Origin of the sequence: Rhodanobacter sp. T12-5 (assembly GCF_008329435.1) — a bacterium.
Classification (GTDB): Bacteria; Pseudomonadota; Gammaproteobacteria; order Xanthomonadales; family Rhodanobacteraceae; genus Rhodanobacter.
In genome coordinates this window covers 748,339-767,191 of the sequence record NZ_NPKN01000001.1, presented here as the reverse complement: position 1 = coordinate 767,191, position 18,853 = coordinate 748,339, and the positions used below count along the sequence as shown (strand labels likewise).

General features: G+C 63.5%; 14 protein-coding genes. 9 read left to right on the top strand and 5 right to left on the bottom strand.

The genetic code is table 11. From position 1 onward, the window contains the following. From CIW53_RS03225 to CIW53_RS03205, 5 genes are all read right to left on the bottom strand, one after another. Window positions 1-1,305, bottom strand: coding sequence for an FtsX-like permease family protein (locus CIW53_RS03225; RefSeq protein ID WP_149363244.1), 1,305 nt, complete (start codon window positions 1,303-1,305; stop codon window positions 1-3). Between the two features lie 143 nt (window positions 1,306-1,448). Next, on the bottom strand, window positions 1,449-2,189 hold the full coding sequence (locus CIW53_RS03220) for a LytTR family DNA-binding domain-containing protein (protein ID WP_149363243.1): 741 nt from the start codon (window positions 2,187-2,189) through the stop codon (window positions 1,449-1,451). Beyond that, window positions 2,186-3,301: a histidine kinase gene (locus CIW53_RS03215; protein WP_149363242.1), complete on the bottom strand. Its 1,116-nt coding sequence runs from the start codon at window positions 3,299-3,301 to the stop codon at window positions 2,186-2,188. Before CIW53_RS03215 ends, CIW53_RS03220 begins: the two co-directional genes overlap by 4 nt. Window positions 3,302-3,558: 257 nt before the next feature. Further along, window positions 3,559-6,060: a glycoside hydrolase family 3 protein gene (locus CIW53_RS03210; RefSeq protein WP_242451750.1), complete on the bottom strand. Its 2,502-nt coding sequence runs from the start codon at window positions 6,058-6,060 to the stop codon at window positions 3,559-3,561. A 355-nt stretch (window positions 6,061-6,415) separates the two neighbouring features. Further along, window positions 6,416-7,426: a LacI family DNA-binding transcriptional regulator gene (locus tag CIW53_RS03205; protein ID WP_149363240.1), complete on the bottom strand. Its 1,011-nt coding sequence runs from the start codon at window positions 7,424-7,426 to the stop codon at window positions 6,416-6,418. Between the two features lie 313 nt (window positions 7,427-7,739). Here CIW53_RS03205 and CIW53_RS03200 point away from each other — a divergent pair, with 313 nt between their 5' ends. The 9 genes from CIW53_RS03200 to CIW53_RS03155 all read left to right on the top strand — a co-directional run bounded on the left by CIW53_RS03200 (window position 7,740) and on the right by CIW53_RS03155 (window position 18,835). Continuing rightward, window positions 7,740-9,929, top strand: coding sequence for a Six-hairpin glycosidase-like protein (locus CIW53_RS03200; protein ID WP_149363239.1), 2,190 nt, complete (start codon window positions 7,740-7,742; stop codon window positions 9,927-9,929). Between the two features lie 14 nt (window positions 9,930-9,943). After that, complete coding sequence (locus CIW53_RS03195) at window positions 9,944-11,431, top strand: MFS transporter (RefSeq protein WP_242451749.1); 1,488 nt, start codon at window positions 9,944-9,946, stop codon at window positions 11,429-11,431. A gap of 109 nt (window positions 11,432-11,540) precedes the next feature. Next, window positions 11,541-13,223, top strand: a complete 1,683-nt coding sequence (locus tag CIW53_RS03190) for an alpha-amylase family glycosyl hydrolase (RefSeq protein ID WP_149363237.1) — start codon at window positions 11,541-11,543, stop codon at window positions 13,221-13,223. Window positions 13,224-13,777: 554 nt separating this feature from the next. Continuing rightward, window positions 13,778-14,173 (top strand): hypothetical protein, encoded by a 396-nt coding sequence (locus CIW53_RS03185; protein ID WP_149363236.1) that lies wholly within the window; start codon window positions 13,778-13,780, stop codon window positions 14,171-14,173. A 1,626-nt stretch (window positions 14,174-15,799) separates the two neighbouring features. Continuing rightward, window positions 15,800-16,189, top strand: coding sequence for a VOC family protein (locus CIW53_RS03175; protein WP_149363234.1), 390 nt, complete (start codon window positions 15,800-15,802; stop codon window positions 16,187-16,189). 458 nt (window positions 16,190-16,647) lie between these two features. Continuing rightward, window positions 16,648-17,079 (top strand): NAD(+)--rifampin ADP-ribosyltransferase, encoded by a 432-nt coding sequence (arr, locus tag CIW53_RS03170; protein ID WP_149363233.1) that lies wholly within the window; start codon window positions 16,648-16,650, stop codon window positions 17,077-17,079. Window positions 17,080-17,205: 126 nt separating this feature from the next. Next, window positions 17,206-18,069: a methyltransferase domain-containing protein gene (locus CIW53_RS03165; protein WP_197736609.1), complete on the top strand. Its 864-nt coding sequence runs from the start codon at window positions 17,206-17,208 to the stop codon at window positions 18,067-18,069. 87 nt (window positions 18,070-18,156) lie between these two features. Beyond that, window positions 18,157-18,552, top strand: a complete 396-nt coding sequence (locus tag CIW53_RS03160) for a VOC family protein (protein ID WP_149363232.1) — start codon at window positions 18,157-18,159, stop codon at window positions 18,550-18,552. Between the two features lie 73 nt (window positions 18,553-18,625). After that, window positions 18,626-18,835, top strand: coding sequence for a DUF1737 domain-containing protein (locus CIW53_RS03155; RefSeq protein WP_149363231.1), 210 nt, complete (start codon window positions 18,626-18,628; stop codon window positions 18,833-18,835). The last annotated feature ends 18 nt before the right edge of the window (window positions 18,836-18,853 follow it).

Sequence of the window (18,853 nt, the reverse complement as noted above, 5' to 3'; positions counted from 1 at the left end):
TCAATGGCTCTTCAGTTGCAGGCCGGGAGTGATCTGACAGGCGCGCCAGGCTGGCAGCGCGCCGGCCAGCAGACTGGCAACCACCGCCAGCACGAGTGTCATCCCCAGCATCGCGCCATCCAGATGTGCCAGCGGCGCGTAATCGGCCGGCCGTCGTCGCACCAGCCACAGCCCGAGATACGCCAGCAGCAGGCCGCCAAGCCCACCCGCAAGCCCGATCACACCGGACTCCACCAGCAACTGCATGAACAGCGCACGGCGCGATGCGCCCAGCGCGCGGCGCACCCCCAGTTCGGCGGAGCGGCGCAGGAACTTGGCCAGCATCAGGCCTACCGTATTGACCAGGCACACGAGCAGGAAACCCAGTGCCAGCCAGTTCTGCAACCGCACATCACCAGGCACGACCTGCTCGTAGTCCAGCCACTGCATCAGATTGCGCAGGCGTACGTTGGGCGGACGCAGAAAGCGGCCCAGCGACTTCTGCTCCAGCGAGTAATGGATCAGAAACTGCCGGTACGCGGCAACCCGGGTCGGCGTATCCAACTGCACCCAGAACTGCAGCCACACGCAGGGTGCCGTATGCGCGGGAGTGGCGCCGTCACCACCATTGCCCCAGCAATCGGCACCGCCGACATGCGCCAGATGCAGATCCTGCGAGGTGGACAGCGGCAGGTAGACGCCTTCGTCCCCACCGTAGCTCTTCAGGTTGAGATCGTAGAAATGCGGATTCGGCCGCCAGTCACCCAGCACGCCGATGATGCGCAGGGCATGACCCTCCACGCGCAGCATGCGTCCGCGGCTGTCGCGACCACCGAACAGCTTGTCATTGAGCGTGCTGCTGATCACGACCACGGCTGCGCTGGCCGCATCCTCCGGCGCGCCCCAGGCATGGCCGTACCGGAACGGCACACCGAACATGGGAAAGAAATCGGCCGTGGTATAGCGCGCGGTCTCGTAAAATGGATCGAACGCGGACTGCGCTGGCTGGATAGCCACCGAACCGCCTGTCATCAGCGCCTGGCGATCCGCCCGCTTCGCCTGCAACAGGTTCATGCCGTCGATCCAGGTGACTCGATCCGGTGGTTCGCCCTGCGCTTGATAGTCACCCATGTCGCGTGGATCAAGCTGCGGCGCATACAACGTGCTGCTGCGCCCTGGCAACGGATCGCCTGACAGCACGTGCAGTACGGTCAGCGTGGTCATGCTGGTACCGATGCCCAGCGCTATAGCCATCACCATCAGCGCGGTGAGCACCTTGTTGCGTCGGAGGCTGCGCAAGGCAAGGTCAAAGTAGTAGCCGAACATTCCTTTCCCCTTCATTCACTTCCGCTTCTGCAAACGGGAGCGTGTACGACCCACACGCTTCCCTTCACTGCAGCTTGATCCGGCAGCACCAAGGCAGCAGCAGATTGGGGGTGAATGGAGACGTCGGCGTGGTGAGCCGGACGTTATCGACCCATGCGGGCGAACAACGCGTCGCGATACCGTCGGCTGAGCCGGAGAATGCGGCCGTTGTGCAGATGGATTTCGTAGTCGCCCTTGAAGAGGGGGGTGAGCGATGCGACAGAATCGAGGTTCACCGCTGTCGACTTGTGGATGCGCACGAAGCGCTGTTCCCCCAGCTGGGACAGCAGATCCTGCAGTGTCCTGCGCAACAGGTAGTTGCGCGCAGCCGTGTGCACGTGGACGTAGTTGTCGTCGGCTTCGAGCCATTCGACGGATGCCGCATCGATCAGCTGTAGCCGCTCGCCATCCGGCACGAGCAAGCGCTCGCAGGAAAGTGCCCGTGCTCGTCCAACCGCTACCGCTGTTGCGCCCGACTCATGGGCGTTCAGTCGCTCCCTGACGCGTTGCACGGTTCGCGCAAAACGATCCAGGTCGTAAGGCTTGAGCAGATAGTCGACCGCATTGAGATCGAACGCCTTCACCGCATGTTCGTCAAATGCAGTCACGAACACGATCAGCGGTGCATTCGACGGCTCGAGCTGTGCGGCGACCTGGAGTCCCGACAAGGTCGGCATCTGGACATCAAGAAAGACCACTTCCGGGCGGAGTTGCTCGATACACTGCGCCGCAGACAATCCGTCCTCAGCCGATCCGACGACTGCCATATCCGGTTGTTCGCCTACCCCGCGTTCGAGCTTCTCGCGGGCCGGCGCCTCATCGTCGGCGATCACGACGCGGATCACTGGACGGTATCCGCCAGCGGTATCAAGACGCGCGCGGCAACGCCGTCGTCCTCGTTGCGGACCCGCAGGGACGCTGCATCGCCGTAGATGATGCCCAGCCGCTCCCGGCAGTTGCGGAATCCCACCCCGTCACGATGCTCCGGTGCCAGCATGGAGCTCGAGTTGCTCACGGCGATTGCCAGCGAGTCGCTTTCGCGCAGAACGCTGATATGGATGCGTACGGGCATCACCGTAGGCTCGACACCGTGTTTGAACACATTCTCAAGCAAGGGCTGCAGCAGTAGCGCCGGAACGGGAATGTCGAGGAGCGTCGGATCGGTCTGCCAGCTCAGTGTCACGCGATCCCGAAACCGCTCGTGCATGATGTCCGCGTATAGCTCAAGCGTGCGAAGTTCTTCAGCGAGCGGCGTCATCTCATGCTCAATGGATCGAAGACTGATACGCAGCAGATCCCCGAGCGCCGCCACCAGACGGTCGGCCCGCGCCACATCCGTATGCATCAGGGCCGAGACGGTGTTGAGTGCGTTGAACAGGAAATGCGGCCGCAGCTGACCCTGAAGCTGCGCAAGCTGCGCCTCGGCCAGCGCTTTCTGCGTTTGCAACAGACGGTGCCGCTGGAGTTGCCACTGTCCATAGGAATCGATGCCAAACAGGATCCCGAGCCACAGTCCCGCAAAAATCGTCAGTTTGATGCTCTCGTATACAGAGACGAAGCCCCAGCCTGGATGCTCGTAGGTGCGGCCCACGGCGGCGTAGACGCCATGTCGTATCGTGTAAACCGCCGTAATCCACGTGACGAAGATCAACGGCAACCACCGCAAGTAGCTGGCGAACCAGACCAGCGGCTTGTCCAGATAGGGCACATGGCGCTCGCGAACCCGGACGGCAAGCCACATCCATCCGGTCGACACTAGCGCCGAACTCCCCTCCGTCAGGACGGGCTCCCACCACCGGGTGAGCGGATTACGGAGTTGATCCTCGATGGAAACGCCGATCATGAGCAGCCAGAACACTGCCCACAAAGCCCACAACGCGGCCATGCTTTTCTGAGGGAACGTCGCGCCGTAGTCAGCGCGGACATCCGTCGAAGGTGGGCGAGGCAGCATGTTCATCAGGTTTGAGTGTAGCCGCGCCAGCGACGACGGACGCCTGATATGTGGCAAGCGGGACTTGCGATGGGCAACGCGGACATCGGCGTCGCCCTGCCCCGATAATCCGATTCAGTCACTCCCCGCCGGCACTCGCTTCGCGACGCGCGACAAACTTTGCCAAGGCAGCCTTCGACGGCCCCTGGCTGCACTCGATTTTCGATCGTTCAGCGATGTCGCGCAGTCGACGATGCCAGGCAGGGAGCGATCGCTTTCGCGAACTAGTTCCCGCCCGCGGCCGGACACGCCAACGTCTGGTCGGCCACCGTGCCCAGCGACACGTCGGTGATGGCGATGCGTTCGCCGGTGCCGCTGCTCCATTCGAACGGCTGCTGCAGGCGGGTCATGTCGGCACCGGCCTCGCGGAAACACTTCAGCGGCACGCCCACGCGCAGCCACTGCCCGTGCGGCAGGCTGGCGAGCTGCCGGCCGATCGAGACCTCGCCGCTGCAACCGCTGCCGCAACCGACGCCGATCGTGGTGCCGGTGGGCGAGACCGCATCGATGCGCAGCGTGGTCACCAGCAGCATGTCGCCGTTGGTCTCGCGCTCCACGTCCAGCGGCGTGGGCGCCACCAGCGCGGCGCGAGCCGTGCCCTTGCCCGCCCACCCCAGGCTGCGCGCATCCTCCTGCGCCTTGTAGTCGAACGAGGTGATGCGCAGGCTGCCGTCCTTCGTCGCCGCCGGCGTGGCGGTGACGTTGGCGGCTGCGCCGTCGGTGCCGGTCAGGCGCAACGCGAAACCCTGCGCCGGCTTGCCGTGGATGAAGTAGACGCCGGCGCGCGCACTGCTCAGTTCGATCCCGGCATCCTCGGACAACGGGCCGGTGTCGCCGCGATCGGCATAGGTCAGGCCGAAGCCATACGGAAACTGCGGCTGCTCGCCGCGCTGCGCCGCGGCGACTGGAATCTGCGCCGCCGTGCGCGGCCACGCATACGCCAGCTTGCCGCGGAAGTCATGGACGATGCCATCGTGCGCGATGCCACCGCGAGCGCGCAACAGCACGTCGGCGATGCCCTCGCCTTCGCTGCCCGGCAACCACGCCACCACGAACGCATCGGAAGCGTTGATCTCGCGGTTCATCCACAACGGGCGTCCGGTGAGGAACACCGCCACCACCGGAATGCCCTGCCCGCGCAGACGGCGCAGCAGGTCGAGGTCGTGATCGTTTCCGGGTCGGTACGCGAGGTTCGGCAGGTCGCCCTGGAATTCCGCATAAGGGTCTTCGCCGAACACCACGATGGCGACATCGGGCCGCTGCTTGTAGTTGCCGTCGGGCGACAATTCCGCCGTGCCGCCAGCCGCCTTCATCTGCGCGCTGATGCCGTCAAAGATCGAGGTAGCACCCGGGAAGTTCGCGTTGGTCAGGCCGGTGCCCTGCCAGGTCAGCGTCCAGCCGCCGTTCTGCTTGGAGATGTTGTCGGCGCCGTCGCCGGCAACCAGCACGTGCTTGCGCGGATCGATCGGCAGCACGCCGTCGTTCTTCAGCAGCACCAGCGACTCGCGCACCGCGCGGCGTGCCAGCGCACGATGCGCAGGGCTGCCGACCACGTTTGCCGAATCGACCGCCAGCGGGTTGCCCGACGGCAATCCGGCCTCGAACATGCCCAGCCGCATTTTCACGCGCAGGATGCGGGTCACTGCATCGTCGACGCGGCTCATCGGGATCACCCCGGACTTCACCTCGGCCAGCGTGTTCTTGTACAGGCCCTTCCAGGAATCCGGCGCCTCCAGCATGTCCAGCCCGGCGTTGTACGCCACCGGGCAATCCTCGTTGGTGCAGCCGGGCACCTGGCCGTGCGCATTCCAGTCGCCCAGCACGATCCCGCCGAAATCCATGCGGCCCTTCAGCACGTCGGTGATCAGCGCCTTGTTGCCGGCCATCTTCACCCCGTTCCAGCTGGAGAACGAGACCATCACCACCTGCACGCCGGCCCTGATTGCCGGCGGATAGCCGGCTGCGTGCACGTCGCGCAACACCGCTTCGCTGACCTCGGCGTCGCCCTGATCCTTGCCGTCCCTGGTGCCGCCATCGCCGACGAAATGCTTGGCGGTGGCGATCACGTGATGAGCATCGAGGTAATGCGGCGTGCCCAGCTTGCCTTCCAGACCTTCCACGATCGCGCCGGCGTACTGCGCCACCAGCGCCGGGTTCTGCGAATAACCTTCGTAGGCGCGGCCCCAGCGCCCGTCCTGCGGCACCGTGAGGGTGGGCGCGAAAGTCCAGTTGATGCCGCTGGCGCGCAACTCCCGCGCGGTGACCTCGCCGATCGCGTGGATCAGCTGCGCATCGCGCGTGGCGCCCAGGCCCACGTTCTGCGGGAACAGCGTGCTGCCGACCAGGTTGTTGTGGCCGTGCACCGCGTCGATGCCGAACAGCACCGGAATCGCCAGCCGCCCGCCCGAGGTATCCATCGACGCGCGATAGAACGCATCGGACAACTTCTGCCACTGCGCGGCCGTACCGTACTGGCCGCCATCCGGGCCGGAGTTGCCGCCGGCCAGGATCGAGCCGAGGCGGTACTGGCGCACGTCGTCCGGGGTCACGTACTTGATGTCGGCCTGGATCATCTGGCCGACCTTGTCCTCCACCGACATCTTCGCCAGCAACGCCTTGACCCGGGCTTCGAGCGCCGGATCCGGCGGCAGCGGCCAGTGGCCCTGCGGCCACTGCTCGGGATGGACGGTAGCGGCAGCGTCGGCCGAGGCGGAATGAATGGGCATGAGCAGCACGCCAGCGAGTGATACGGCCAGGAAGAGACGACGCAGGGACAGGGGCGACGGGGGCGACAAGGGCACGGGCGGGGCTCCAGGCTGGCGCGCCGGCGGCGCGCGTCGAAACCGCATAGTGGCACGTATGACAGCGCTGTCAATTTGCTGCGCAACATGCCCGCGGCAGCCAATCCGACCCGCACGCCGCTTTTCCTGTGGGAGCGACTTCAGTCGCGAGGGGCCGCCAGAGCGGCCCCGTCATCGGCGCGGGCAGATACATGTCGAGAGGTGAAAGCGGTGCGCCTTGCGCACCCTCGCGACTGAAGTCGCTCCTACGGAAGCGTCGCGATATCCGGCAGCGACGAACTCAGGGAACCCGCGCGGTCGAGTCCCGGACCTGCAGCGAGAACGGCACCTGCACCAGCTGCCCCGGGCCACGCCCGCGCAGCACGTTCAGCAGTTGCAGCGCAGCCAGCCGGCCCATCTCGCGGCTGGGCTGCTGCACGGTGGTGAGCGCCGGCCACAGCTGGCGTGCCAGCGGGGTGTCGTCGAAGCCGCAGACGGAAAGGTCGTGCGGCACCTTCAGCCCGTATTCGCCGGCGGCCCACATCACGCCGGTGGCCATGTCGTCGTTGGCGGCGAACACGGCGGTGGGCCGCGACTTCAATGCGAACAACTCGCGTGCGGCGGCAACGCCGGAGCCGAAGGTAAACGCGCCCTGCACCACCAGCGCCGGGTCCTCGGGCAGGCCGGCGGCGGCCATCGCCTCGCGGTAGCCGGCCAGTCGCCAGCGGCTGGCGCCGTGATCGGCGATGCCGATGAGGTGGGCGATGCGCCGATGGCCCAGCGCCAGCAGATGTTCCACCATCGCCCGGGCCGCGGCCTGCTCGTCCATGCGCACGCCGATGCCGTCATCGCCCTGCGGCGACACGCTGGCATACGGCACGTTGCGTTCGCGCAGGCGTTTCAGCAGCGGCGCGTAGTCGGTGATCGGCGGCGTCAGCACCACGCCGTCGGGGTGATGATCTGAGATCAGTGCGTCGAGCCGGCGGATGAAGTCGTCGCTGCGCATGCGCAGCGGGCGCACCATCATGCTGTAGCGGTGCGCATCGCAGGCCTCGAGCACGCCGTCCTGGATCTCGGCCAGGTAGGTCGAGGCCGGGTTGTCGTTGTTGTCGTACAGCATCGCCACCACGAACGAGCGGTTGCCGGCCAGGCTGCGCGCCGACGGATGCGGGCGATAGTCCATCGCCTCCATCGCGGCCAGCACGCGCTTGCGCGTTTCGTCGCTTACGTTGGCCTCGTCGTTGAGCACGCGGGACACCGTCTTGGGCGATACGCTCGCCGCGCGCGCCACATCTTCGAGGCGGACCCGCATGGAATCTCCGGTGTCGTTGCTGCTGTCGATCGACTATGCCGCCATCGCCTGCCGCTTTACAAGAACTCGTCGCCGGCGATGCATGGGCCCCCAAGTATGGCGGCGGGCCTTGCCCGTTACGATCCGCCGCATGAATACGTATGCAACCACTGGTTGCTGCATTGCGACGCTACCTACCATGCAGGGACACACCAGCCCGTCGTCGATGTTGCAACCGCAGCATGCGGGATATGCCGCGCCGTGACATAACAGCCGCCGGAGGGCTCATGTCGATGATCCGAATTACCCGTACCCAACCTCACGTGGCCGCGCCATGCTGAGCCTGCTGCTGGCCACCGCGATGGCCGCCGGCGCCGCCGCGCCAGCCTGGCAGGACGGACTGGACTGGCACGGCGTGCACGTCGGCATCAGCGGCGATGCGCAGCACGGTTACACGCTGGCCTGGCCCTACGGCCAGCGTGTGATCGCGGTGCAGCCGATGCAGGCGGACACCGCCAGTCCGTTGTTCGACGGCCTGTTCGCGATGGCGCAGGACGACCTGAAGCAGGATTCGGTCGGTGCGATCCGCGACGGCGCGTTCGATCACGGCCAGCCGATTCCCTGCCAGTGCTTCGAGACCGGCCTGAAGTGGCCATACGTTTGGACGCGCGACCTGTCGTATTCGATCGACCTCGGCCTGTGGCGATTCGATCCCGCACGTTCGCGCAACGGGCTGAAGTTCAAGTTGTCGGGCGTGCGCGTCGCCACGGCACCGCAGGGCCTGTACCCGATGCAGGACACCGGCTCGGGCGGCAGCTGGCCGATCAGCACCGATCGCGTGGTGTGGTTTCTCGGCGCACGCCACCTGCTCGACGACAAGGCGTTTGCCGGCGACGTGTACAAGGCGCTCGGCGATACGCTGGCGCAGGATCGGCAATACGCCTTCGACGCCACGTTCGGGTTGTATCGCGGCGAGACCTCGTTCCTCGACTGGCGCGAGCAGAGCTATCCGGCATGGACGGCCGACGCGGTGGGTTTCATCGCGCAGTCGTATGCGCTGTCCACCAACGTGCTGCACTACCAGGCGTTGCAGCTCGCCGCCACGCTGGCCACGCAACATCACGACACGCGCGCAGCCGCCGGCTACCGTGCACAGGCCATCGCCCTGAAGGCGGCGATCAATGCCCACTTCTGGCGCGCCGATCGCGGCATGTACATGAGCTACATCGGCGGCGACGGCACGCCGTACGACACCTACGACCTGCTCGGCATTTCATTGGCGATCACCAGCGGCGTAGCCGACGGCGAACGTGCACGGCAGACGCTGGCGAATTACCCGACCTGGCCTGCCGGCAGCCCGGTGATCTGGCCGGAGCGTTCCAACCAGCCGATCTACCACAACCGCGCGATCTGGCCGTTCGTCAGCGCGTACGCGCTGCGCGCCGCGCGCCAGCTCGACCAGCCCGCACGCATCGCGCACGAAATCGAATCGGTGATGCGCGGTGCCGCGTTGTACGGCTCCAACATGGAGAACTACGAGCTGCTGACCCAGGGCCAGCACGTCGACGAAGGCAAGCTCAGCGGCCCGGTGGTGAATTCGCCGCGCCAGTTGTGGTCGGTGGCCGCCTATTTCGCGGTGGTCACCGAGGGCGTGTTCGGCCTTGCCGAGGACGGCCGCGTGGAACCGAAGCTGCCGACCGCGCTGGTGCCGATGCTGTTCGGCACGCGCCGCTCGATCACGCTGAAGCTGCACGACCGCAGCATCACGCTGCAACTTCCGCAGAGCCATGCCGGCAACCTGCTGGTTGCCGATCGCACCACCACCGAAGGCACCGCCACCACGGTTAGGCTCAAGTCAGTACAGGTGCCCGACGCGCCGCTGCGCACCGACGCGTCGCTGTACGCGCCGATCGCCCCCGCCGCCCCCTCGGTGCGGGCCGACGGCGACAGCTGGAAGATCACCGCTGACGGCAAGGTGCAGCTCTACGTCAACGGGCAGGCCCATGGCAGCATCGACGGCAACGGCCACCTCGCGCAGCAACCGGGCCTCACCTGCATCAGCGTCACCCGCGCGGATACGCACGGTCTCGAATCGCTGCACAGTCCGACCACCTGCGTGGGCAAGGTGGCAAAGATCGGCGGCAGCTGGCCACGCACGTGGACGGCCCCGGCCAACGGCAACTTCCGTGTTGCACTCGACTACGCCAACGACCACGGCCCGATCAATACCGGCATCACCGCCGCGGTGAAGATGCTGGTGATTCGTTGCAGCGGCAGCGACGAGCAGCGCCTGCCGATCGTGATGCCGCACAGCGTGCGCACGCAGCAGTCGAGCTGGGGCCGCTTCAGCGCGAACGTCGGCAGCACCTGCCGCTTCGCGCTCGACGACGGCTTCAACATGAGCTACCTCGCCCACTTCGCCCACTACACCGGCGGTGCCGGTGGCAGCGCCGGCCCGCTGAACCAGGCCGAAGTGCGTGACCTGCTGATCGCGCCGATCGCCACCCGCCAGGCCACCCGATGAAGGACCGCGCAACCTTGAATACCAAGCCGACCTTGTCGTTCTGGCAGATCTGGAACATGTGCTTCGGTTTCCTCGGCATCCAGTTCGGCTTCGCACTGCAGAACGCGAACGTCAGCCGGATCTTCCAGACCCTGGGCGCCGACGTGAACGACATCCCTGCTCTGTGGATCGCTGCGCCGCTGACCGGCCTGATCGTGCAGCCGATCATCGGCCACTTCTCCGACCGCACCTGGAACCGGCTGGGTCGGCGCCGACCGTATTTTCTCGTCGGGGCGATATTCGCCTCCCTCGCCCTGCTGTGGATGCCGAACGCACCGGTGCTGTGGATGGCCGCCGGCCTGCTGTGGATCCTGGACGCGTCGATCAACGTATCGATGGAGCCATTCCGCGCCTTCGTCGGCGACCAGTTGCCGACGCAGCAACGCCCCACCGGCTACGCGATGCAGAGTTTCTTCATCGGCATCGGCGCGGTGGTCGCCTCCGCACTGCCGTGGCTGCTGGCGCGGTTCGGCGTGGCCAACGTGGCCCCGCACGGTGGCATTCCCGACACCGTGAAGTACGCGTTCTACGCCGGCGGTGCGGTGTTGCTGGGCGCGGTGCTGTGGACGATCCTGAGCACGCGCGAATATCCGCCTGCACAGTTGCAATCGTTCACCGACGACGTCGCGCAGCAACCGGCAGCGGACACCTCGCGTGCCTGGCGATTGGGCGTGGTGCTGCTGCTGGTCGGCATCGCGGTGCTGTTCGCGATCCGGCATTTCGCGCTGGAGAAAGAGGTCTACGTGCTGGCCGGCGGCCTGATCGTGTCCGGCCTGCTGTTCGCCTGGCTCAGCCGCACCCGCAGCAGCGGCATGCTGCGCGAAGTGATGGCCGATCTCTATGGCATGCCCACCTCGATGCGCCGGCTGGCTTGGGTGCAACTGTTCTCCTGGTTCGCCCTGTTCGCGATGTGGATCTACACCACCTCGGGCGTGACCCAGACCATCTACGGCACCACCGACGTCGGCTCGGCGCTGTACAACGAAGGCGCCAACTGGGTCGGCGTGCTGTTCGCCGCGTACAACGGATTCGCGGCGGTCGCCGCCGTGGTGATTCCGCTGATGGTGCGTCGCTGGGGCATTCGCATCAGCCACCTGATCAACCTGTGCCTGGGCGGCGCGGGGCTGCTGTCGTTCCTGTATATCCGCGACCCGCAGTGGCTGCTCGCCTCGATGGTCGGCGTCGGTTTCGCCTGGGCCTCGATCCTGTCGCTGCCGTACGCGCTGCTGTCGGACAACCTGCCGGCGGCGAAGATGGGCGTCTACATGGGCATCTTCAATTTCTTCATCGTGATCCCGCAACTGCTGGCCGCCAGCGTGCTCGGCCTGCTGCTGCGACTGTGCTTCCACAACCAGCCGATCTGGGCATTGGCGCTTGGCGGCGTCTGCCTGCTGATCGCCGGGCTGTTCACGCTGCGCGTGCACGAGCCGGAGGCCAGCACCGAACCATTGCCGGCAGGCTAGCCCTGTGGGAGCGACTTCAGTCGCGATGCTCTCAGCCGGGTATTCGAAAAGCATCGCGACTGAAGTCGCTCCCACAGCGCCCCCACCTTTGCTGCAACAGGACGCATACATGCTTCGCAAAACCGCATTCCCGGCCCTCGCGATGATGCTGGCCGCCGGCCTCGCCCACGCCGCCAGCACGCCGCCCGATTTCGTCGGCACCGACGCACCGTTCGCATCCAACGCGATCTACTTCGTGATGACAGACCGCTTCGTCAACGGCGATCCGTCCAACGACCAGCGCGACCAGGGCGGCGCGCACCCCACCTTCGACATCCCGGTGCCCGGCGCACCGAAAGGCCAGAGCGCCAACATCGGCTACCTCGGCGGCGACTTCAAGGGCGTGCTGGACAACGCCGGCTACATCCGCGGCATGGGCTTCGGCGCCGTGTGGATCACGCCGATCGTGGACAACCCCAACGAGGCGTTCACCGGCGGCGACCCGGTCAGCTGGGGCTCGAAATTCACCGACCGTGGCAAGACCGGCTTCCACGGCTACTGGGGCGTCAACTTCTACAAGCTCGACGAACACCTGCCCAGCAAGGGTCTCGACTTCGCCCAGTTCACCGCAGCGATGCACAAGGATGGACTCAAGGTGGTGCAGGACATCGTCGCCAACCACGGCTCGCCCGCCTTCACGATGCCGAAGGCGCAGCCGATGTTCGGCCAGATCTACGACAAGGCCGGCAAGCTGGTCGCCGACGAACAGAACCTGCCGCCGTACCGGCTCGACCCCGTGCGCAATCCGCTGCACCGCTTCTATCACGCGTACGACGACCTGGTGCAGCTGTCCAACAACGACGATCAGAACCCGGCCGTGCTGGAATATTTCGTCGGCGCCTACCTGCAGTGGGCCGACCAGGGCGCCGATGCCTTCCGCATCGACACCATCAGCCACATGTCCACCACCTTCTGGAAACAGTTCGCCGCGCGCATCCGCGCCAGGCATCCCGGCTTCTTCATGTTCGGCGAAGCCTTCGACTACAGCCCGGACAACATCGGCCAGTACACCTGGCCGCAGAACGGCGGCATCAGCGTGCTCGACTTCCCGCTGCGCGGCCGCATCGCCGACGTGTTCGAACACCCCGGCAGCGACTACGCCAAACTGCTCGACCGCCTGTACCTCACCAACGGCCCCTACGCGAATCCCTACGAACTGGTCACCTTCTACGACAACCACGACATGGCGCGCCTGGACGCCAGCGACAACGGCTTCATCGACGCCAACAACTGGCTGTTCACCGCGCGCGGCATCCCCGCCATCTACTACGGCTCCGAAACCGGCTTCGAACGCGGCAAGGCCGAACATCAGGGCAACCGCAACTACTACGGCCAGCAGCGTGTCGACGCCGCATCGAAGAGTCCGATCTATCAGCATCTCAAGCGCATCGCCTCGCTGCGCGAGAAGACACCCGCCCTGCAACGCGGCCTGATGCTGCCGCTCCGCTTCGCCGGCAACCAGGCCGCGTTCTATCGCGTGTACCAGAAAGGCGACATGCACCAGATCGCGCTGGTGCTGCTCAACAAGGGCGATACCACTGCGCAGTTCGACGTCAGCGATTATCTGCAGGCCGGTCGCTGGACGTCAGCTTTCAGCGGCGCTGCGATCAATGTGTCCGAGGGCGGCAGCCTGCACGCCGACGTCGCCGCGCACGACGTGCAGGTCTACCTGCTGGATGCGGTGGCGAAGCGTGCGGACCTGGTCGCGGAGCTGACACGGCTGATGGACGAACGAGGGCATCCAGAACGCTGAAACCGTGCATATGCTGCGGAAACGAGGTGATAAGCGTTATGACCTCAAGTGGCGCAATAAGCAAATGAAGGATTTACGTCGCCCAGAACACCGGCTATGGCGCAACACCCTGACCGAACGAGAATATTTGCGGTTGACGCGTGGCCACCAGACGGCCCACCATCAGTGCTTATGACCCGATGTGGGGTCTAATAAGCGTTCGGCATCAAGAGCGGCGGACACGTTTCAGGGGAAAGTCGCTGCGTAAGATATCGGTGCACCCTGATTGACGAAGCTGCGCGACCACGCATACTCAGCAAGGCGCCTGTGGCGGTCGGATAACTGTGTTGATCCGACCGCCACAGGCGCCTTGCTGGTTTCAGACGCACAGCGTCGTCGCTGCGGTCCGCTATCGGAAATGACACGACCAGATCAAGCCATCGGGCCCCCGCCACTCTCGCTCCCGAACTATGCGTTCGACCGGACTGCGGGTATAGGATGTCGCGACAACCGAGCGCTGCACGCCGCAGCCGGTCAACTTTTGCGTTAGGTGCCGCAATGGAACGCCTCGCAGCATGAAGAGTACGAGTCCCAACGGCGAAGTTATCGCGCTCAAAAATGAGGCTGAGGGACCGATCCCGACGGCGTGGCGAGAAACTCTCAGTGCCATCGTTGAGGCTTTCGTCGCTGGTGACTACGGGTTAGAGAAAAGGGTGGCCAACGTCGCACCGGTATCCGCCGAGACCGCTTCGTGCATCCGCGAATATCTTCAGGACTACGGCGCGACACTCATAGCATTGCCAGACACAACCTGGGGTTCTTCCGTCTGTATCTGGTACGGCGACCACTGGGATGCTCTAGTAGACCTCTGGACACAAGAGGAGGGTCAAAGCGATTTGGTGTTGCACGTACGAGTAAATGAGGCCAATCCGGGCTTCCTCATGCAGATTCATCTAGTCTATGTACCGTAAGCGGGCGGCACCTAACCACTCGTTCGAGGCGGACGGCTCCGCCGCCGCTCAACTCCAGCGTTGGGCGGCAGTGGACGGCATCGGTTAAAGTAATCCGGGTGGAATGCAGGAGCATGAGATCACGTGACACAATGACTGCCTTTCTTCGTAGTGCACCAGTGTTGATTGTGCTGTGCGTCTCCGCGTGTGCCACTTGGCACTCCGGCACAAAGGACAATCGGGTTACGTGGGAGCCTCCATCGCAAGGTGTTATCAGAAACGGCGTAGCAGCAATAACAATTGCTCGTGCCATCTGGTTCTCAACAAATCCCACCTTGCCGAAGGTCTCGGAGCTTTATTGGCAACAGAGCATGATCGCGACTTTGTCTAACGGGGTATGGCATGTTCGCGAGAAGCCACTCGGCCACGATGTCATAGGTGGTGGACTCGAAATTGACCTCAACGCAAAGGACGCCAAAGTTGTTGGCATGTTTCTCACCCAATAATGCGACGCAACGGATGATTCCATTATTGGATCTCCGTTGGCCGCCATTGCATCGCGAACGTGGTGCCTGCCGCCCAACAACTCGGTCAAGCGGACGGCGTTCCGCCGCCGCTTACCTCAAGCGTTAGGTGCCCATGATCGACTACATACCCACTGTATATATAATCTTGGCGGGCGCGGCTTTCCTGATCACGTACGTCGCAATGCAGATCAGCCTAAGGCGTGTAGTGGCGCGTCTAAAGCAAGTTGATATGCCTTTATGGCTTGCAATGGGCAGCCCAGAACCCACATATTTCACGAGATTTAGGGACTACGCTACTTCGAGACCAATAAATTTAGACGTGCGGCCACCTACAGAGTACAGCGAATTATCAATGTGGTTATCTCAGCGTGGTTACAAACATCTGCACGACGTCGGGCTCACTATCAATGCTGACCGATACATGTTCCTGCGCAAGGTGCAATTTGCAATTTGCGCCTTGGCGGTTTGCGCATTTCTGTACTTTCAATTCGTGGTTCACCGAGTGGCCACCTAACCACTCGTTCGAGGCGGACGGCTACGCCGCCGCTCAACTCCAGCGTTAGAACTCTTATGTCTCTGCCTACAGTTGATGAGCTTGTAGCGCTGTATAGCCAGGTTAAGGGCGGTGACGTTGGCCAGGCCGAGCATCGCTTGTTTCAACAGCACGGCCTTGAGCCCTTAATTCCCTTGCTTGCGAGCGCATATCTACTCATACGGCGAGGCAGCGGTCGAGCCAGGATTCTTTTTTGGCTCCCTCGTTATGCTCGGGTGCGTCAAGATGTCGTGTCACTCGCGCTATCAGCACTGTCCGACCGCTCATACATCGTTCGGGAATATGCCTGTTCAATCTTGGCGTACTCGCTGCGGCCCGACGTCATTCCCCAGCTCACGTCACTGCAAGTTCACCCAGATCCCAAGACCCGCGCTGCCGCTGCCGCCGCCATAGACGCAATCTCGAGCAAGAACCATCACTACTTTGTCGACCGCAAACATTCTGGTAGTACATTTTGGAGCGTCAACCGGGGCGATGTTCCCGGCCGGTCGTTCTAACCAATCGTCCAAGCGGACGCGCGAATAGCCGCGCGCCGCTCAACTCCAGCGTTAGGCCGCAGAACCAACTATGAAGCGCTTGTGGACAATCATCGGTGTCACTGACGTTACTCGCAGCTTCGCGTGGTATCAGTCGCTTTTGGGGCTGCCTGCCGCGCAGCCGGCCCATGCCTATTTTGGGCAGATCATCGACACAGACGGGACCGTCCTACTCTGCCTTCATCGGTGGGGAGACCACGAGCATCCATCCCTCGCCAGTCCGGAACGCGCGGAGCCTGGTAACGGGCTGCTTCTTTTTTTCCGCGTGGATGATTTTGATGGGACGCTGTCTCGCGCATGCTCTCTTGTAGCCGCGCTTGCGGAGGAGCCTAATGTCAGTCCCAACACGGGCACCAGAGAATTCGCTCTGCGCGATCCTGATGGGTATTACGTCATGGTCAGTGGGGTTCTACCCCGTTGATGCGGGCACTTCCATGAAGGCCGATCATGGCCAAAAAAAAGAGTGTCATGTCCAAGCGAAGAAAGTTCAACGACGAGCTCACACGCGAAGCCGTCGCCCTGACCCGTCTCCCGGGTGCGCAGCTCAGTCAGGTGATCCGCGACATCGGCATGGGTGCAGGGGTTCTGGGCGTCGACGGCGTGAACTGCAGGCCGGCAAGACGAAGGCTTTCTCGGGCCGGGCGTGCCACGCGGCCAGGAGATAGCGACCCTCAGGCACGAACTACCGCTTGACCCAAGCACCGGATGATCCTGAATGTCCACCACGAAAGATGTGGTGGCACCCAAAATAAGAAAGGAGGCGCATTGCGCCTCCCACTACGAATTTATACCAGCCACGGAGGCTTGCGACAAGGCCCGAGGTGGGAACTAGAATCGCCACCCTGTCGATAGGGCAGAAAGCGTGAGGTAACCCGGATAATGCATGATGACGAGTGGATTCCCGTCTCCCATGAAAACTGCGATTCGGTGGCTGGTCCGTTCTACCACGGTACAAAGGCAAGCCTATCGGTCGGCGATTTGTTAACTCCAGGTTTCATATCCAACTACGACGATAGGATTGTGATGAATCACATCTATTTCACAGCCTTGCCAAAGGGAGCTGGTCTTGCTGCTGAAATGGCCAAGGGTGATGGAAGGCCGCGAGTTTATGTCATTGCACCGACGGGAAAATTCGAAGATGACCCGAATGTCACAAACAAGAAGTTCCCAGGCAACCCAACTCAGTCATACCGGAGTGATTTTCCTTTAAAGATCATTGGCGAACTTGAAAGCTGGGAACCCTACGACCCGGGGTTCATCCAGCAATTGAGAAGTCGCATCGAAACGGGCATGGGTGAAATCATCAACTAAGAGGAAGCGAGGAAAAAAAGGGGCGCAGGAAATTAATTCCATTCGATTTTTCTCCGCCCCCATTTTACCTTGTCAGACTGCTTGTAACCGGCCTAGTTGGATCGACCATATCGAAATGGTGTATTCATGGCGAACAGCTCGTTTAACTCGCAACATGACGCTCGAACCGAGGAAGAGATGTCCGAGACTGATTACCTGCTGGAAAACCGGAACACGGAAGCGGCACAGCGTTTCACGGCACTGTCGGCGCTGTTCAATCCAGGCACGCTTCGTCAGTTCGATGCCTGTGGCATGACTGCCGGATGGCGCTGCTGGGAGGTCGGTGCCGGAGGGCCTGCGCTGGCTCGGATGATCGCCGAGCGCGTCGGGCAGGCCGGTCGCGTACTGGCAACCGACATCGACGACTCCTGGGCGAAAGAGGCGGCGACCCGCAACGTGGAAGTGCGCAAGCATGACGTGGCCCGCGACCCACCGCCCGATGAGTTGTTTGATCTGGTGCACGCCCGGCTGGTCCTGGTTCACGTACCCGAACGGGAGCGCGCCTTCCGCAACATGATTTCCGCGCTGAAACCCGGCGGCTGGCTGGTGGTCGAAGATGCCGATCCTGCACTGCAGCCTTTGAGCTGCATCGACCCATACGGCGCCGAGCAGGAACTGGCCAACAGGATCAGATCGGGGTTCCGGGCGCTGTTGTCGAATCGGGGCGCCGACCTGTCTTTCGGCCGAAAGCTGCCGCGGATGTTTCGCGAAGCTGGCCTGGCGGACATGGCGGCCGAGGCGTATTTCCCGATCGCCCTGCCCGAATGCGTACCATTGGAAATTGCCACGATAAAGATGATACGAAGCGATCTGCTGAGCCATGGCATAGTCGCGGATGACGAGATCGAGCAGCACCTTGAGAACGTGCGCGCCGGAATGCTTGACCTTTCCCAACCGCCCATGATTTCCGTCCGTGGGCGCAAGCCATCTTCACCCGTGCATGGCCGATGACAGGCCGCGGATCGGCTCTCCGCGGATGTGCCAGCCAGCAAGAGCTCGCGTTCCGCGCCTTGAGCGCATCCAACACAGGGAGCATCCATGTCCAGTCAGGCTATGGCCGGCGCCGTCATCTATGCGAAGAACATTTCGCTGGTCAGCAAGTTCTACGCCGGCACTATCGGCTTAGACGTGGCGCACACGGAAGCGAACCACGTCGTGCTTGAATCGCCGGCGTTTCAGCTGGTTGTTCTTGCCATTCCCCCGACCATCGCGTCATCCATCGAAATCGCAAGCCCACCGGCGCGGCGCGCAGAAACGCCCATCAAGCTCGTCTTCTTCGTGCCCGACATCGCTGCATCTCGCGAGGCGGCAGCCAGGCTGGGTGGCCAACTGAATCCGCCTGGACAAGAATGGCGCTTTCAGCAATCCACCGTCTGTGATGGACACGACCCGGAAGGCAACGTGTTGCAGCTACGCGAAAGAAAAACGGACTAGCCATTCGCCCGGACCGACCGCCGCGATGCGGCGGGGTTTGAGTCCGGGACCCATCAACGCCGTCGAGGTCACCATGAAACATCCGCCAAACGACCTGCCCGTGTATCGCGCATTGACCGGTCCGGACGATGCGGCTTTCTGCCGCCGGGTCAGCGAAGCGCTGGCGCTTGGCTACGAACTCTATGGTCCGCCGGCAGCCACGTTCGACGGCCACCAGGTCATCCTGGCGCAAGCCATCATCTGGCCCGGCACGAAACATCATTCGTCGAGCACTGCGCCATGATGAATTTGGCACCGTGGC

Excerpts from the sequence above, each read along its gene's own strand:
- CIW53_RS03225 (WP_149363244.1), bottom strand. The coding sequence starts at position 1,305 with ATGTTCGGCTACTACTTTGACCTTGCCTTGCGCAGCCTCCGACGCAAC.
- CIW53_RS03215 (WP_149363242.1), bottom strand. The coding sequence starts at position 3,301 with ATGAACATGCTGCCTCGCCCACCTTCGACGGATGTCCGCGCTGACTAC.
- CIW53_RS03210 (WP_242451750.1), bottom strand. The coding sequence starts at position 6,060 with ATGCCCATTCATTCCGCCTCGGCCGACGCTGCCGCTACCGTCCATCCC.
- CIW53_RS03205 (WP_149363240.1), bottom strand. The coding sequence starts at position 7,426 with ATGCGGGTCCGCCTCGAAGATGTGGCGCGCGCGGCGAGCGTATCGCCC.
- CIW53_RS03200 (WP_149363239.1), top strand. The coding sequence starts at position 7,740 with ATGCTGAGCCTGCTGCTGGCCACCGCGATGGCCGCCGGCGCCGCCGCG.
- CIW53_RS03190 (WP_149363237.1), top strand. The coding sequence starts at position 11,541 with ATGCTTCGCAAAACCGCATTCCCGGCCCTCGCGATGATGCTGGCCGCC.
- CIW53_RS03185 (WP_149363236.1), top strand. The coding sequence starts at position 13,778 with ATGAAGAGTACGAGTCCCAACGGCGAAGTTATCGCGCTCAAAAATGAG.
- CIW53_RS03175 (WP_149363234.1), top strand. The coding sequence starts at position 15,800 with ATGAAGCGCTTGTGGACAATCATCGGTGTCACTGACGTTACTCGCAGC.
- arr (WP_149363233.1), top strand. The coding sequence starts at position 16,648 with ATGCATGATGACGAGTGGATTCCCGTCTCCCATGAAAACTGCGATTCG.
- CIW53_RS03165 (WP_197736609.1), top strand. The coding sequence starts at position 17,206 with ATGGCGAACAGCTCGTTTAACTCGCAACATGACGCTCGAACCGAGGAA.
- CIW53_RS03160 (WP_149363232.1), top strand. The coding sequence starts at position 18,157 with ATGTCCAGTCAGGCTATGGCCGGCGCCGTCATCTATGCGAAGAACATT.
- CIW53_RS03155 (WP_149363231.1), top strand. The coding sequence starts at position 18,626 with ATGAAACATCCGCCAAACGACCTGCCCGTGTATCGCGCATTGACCGGT.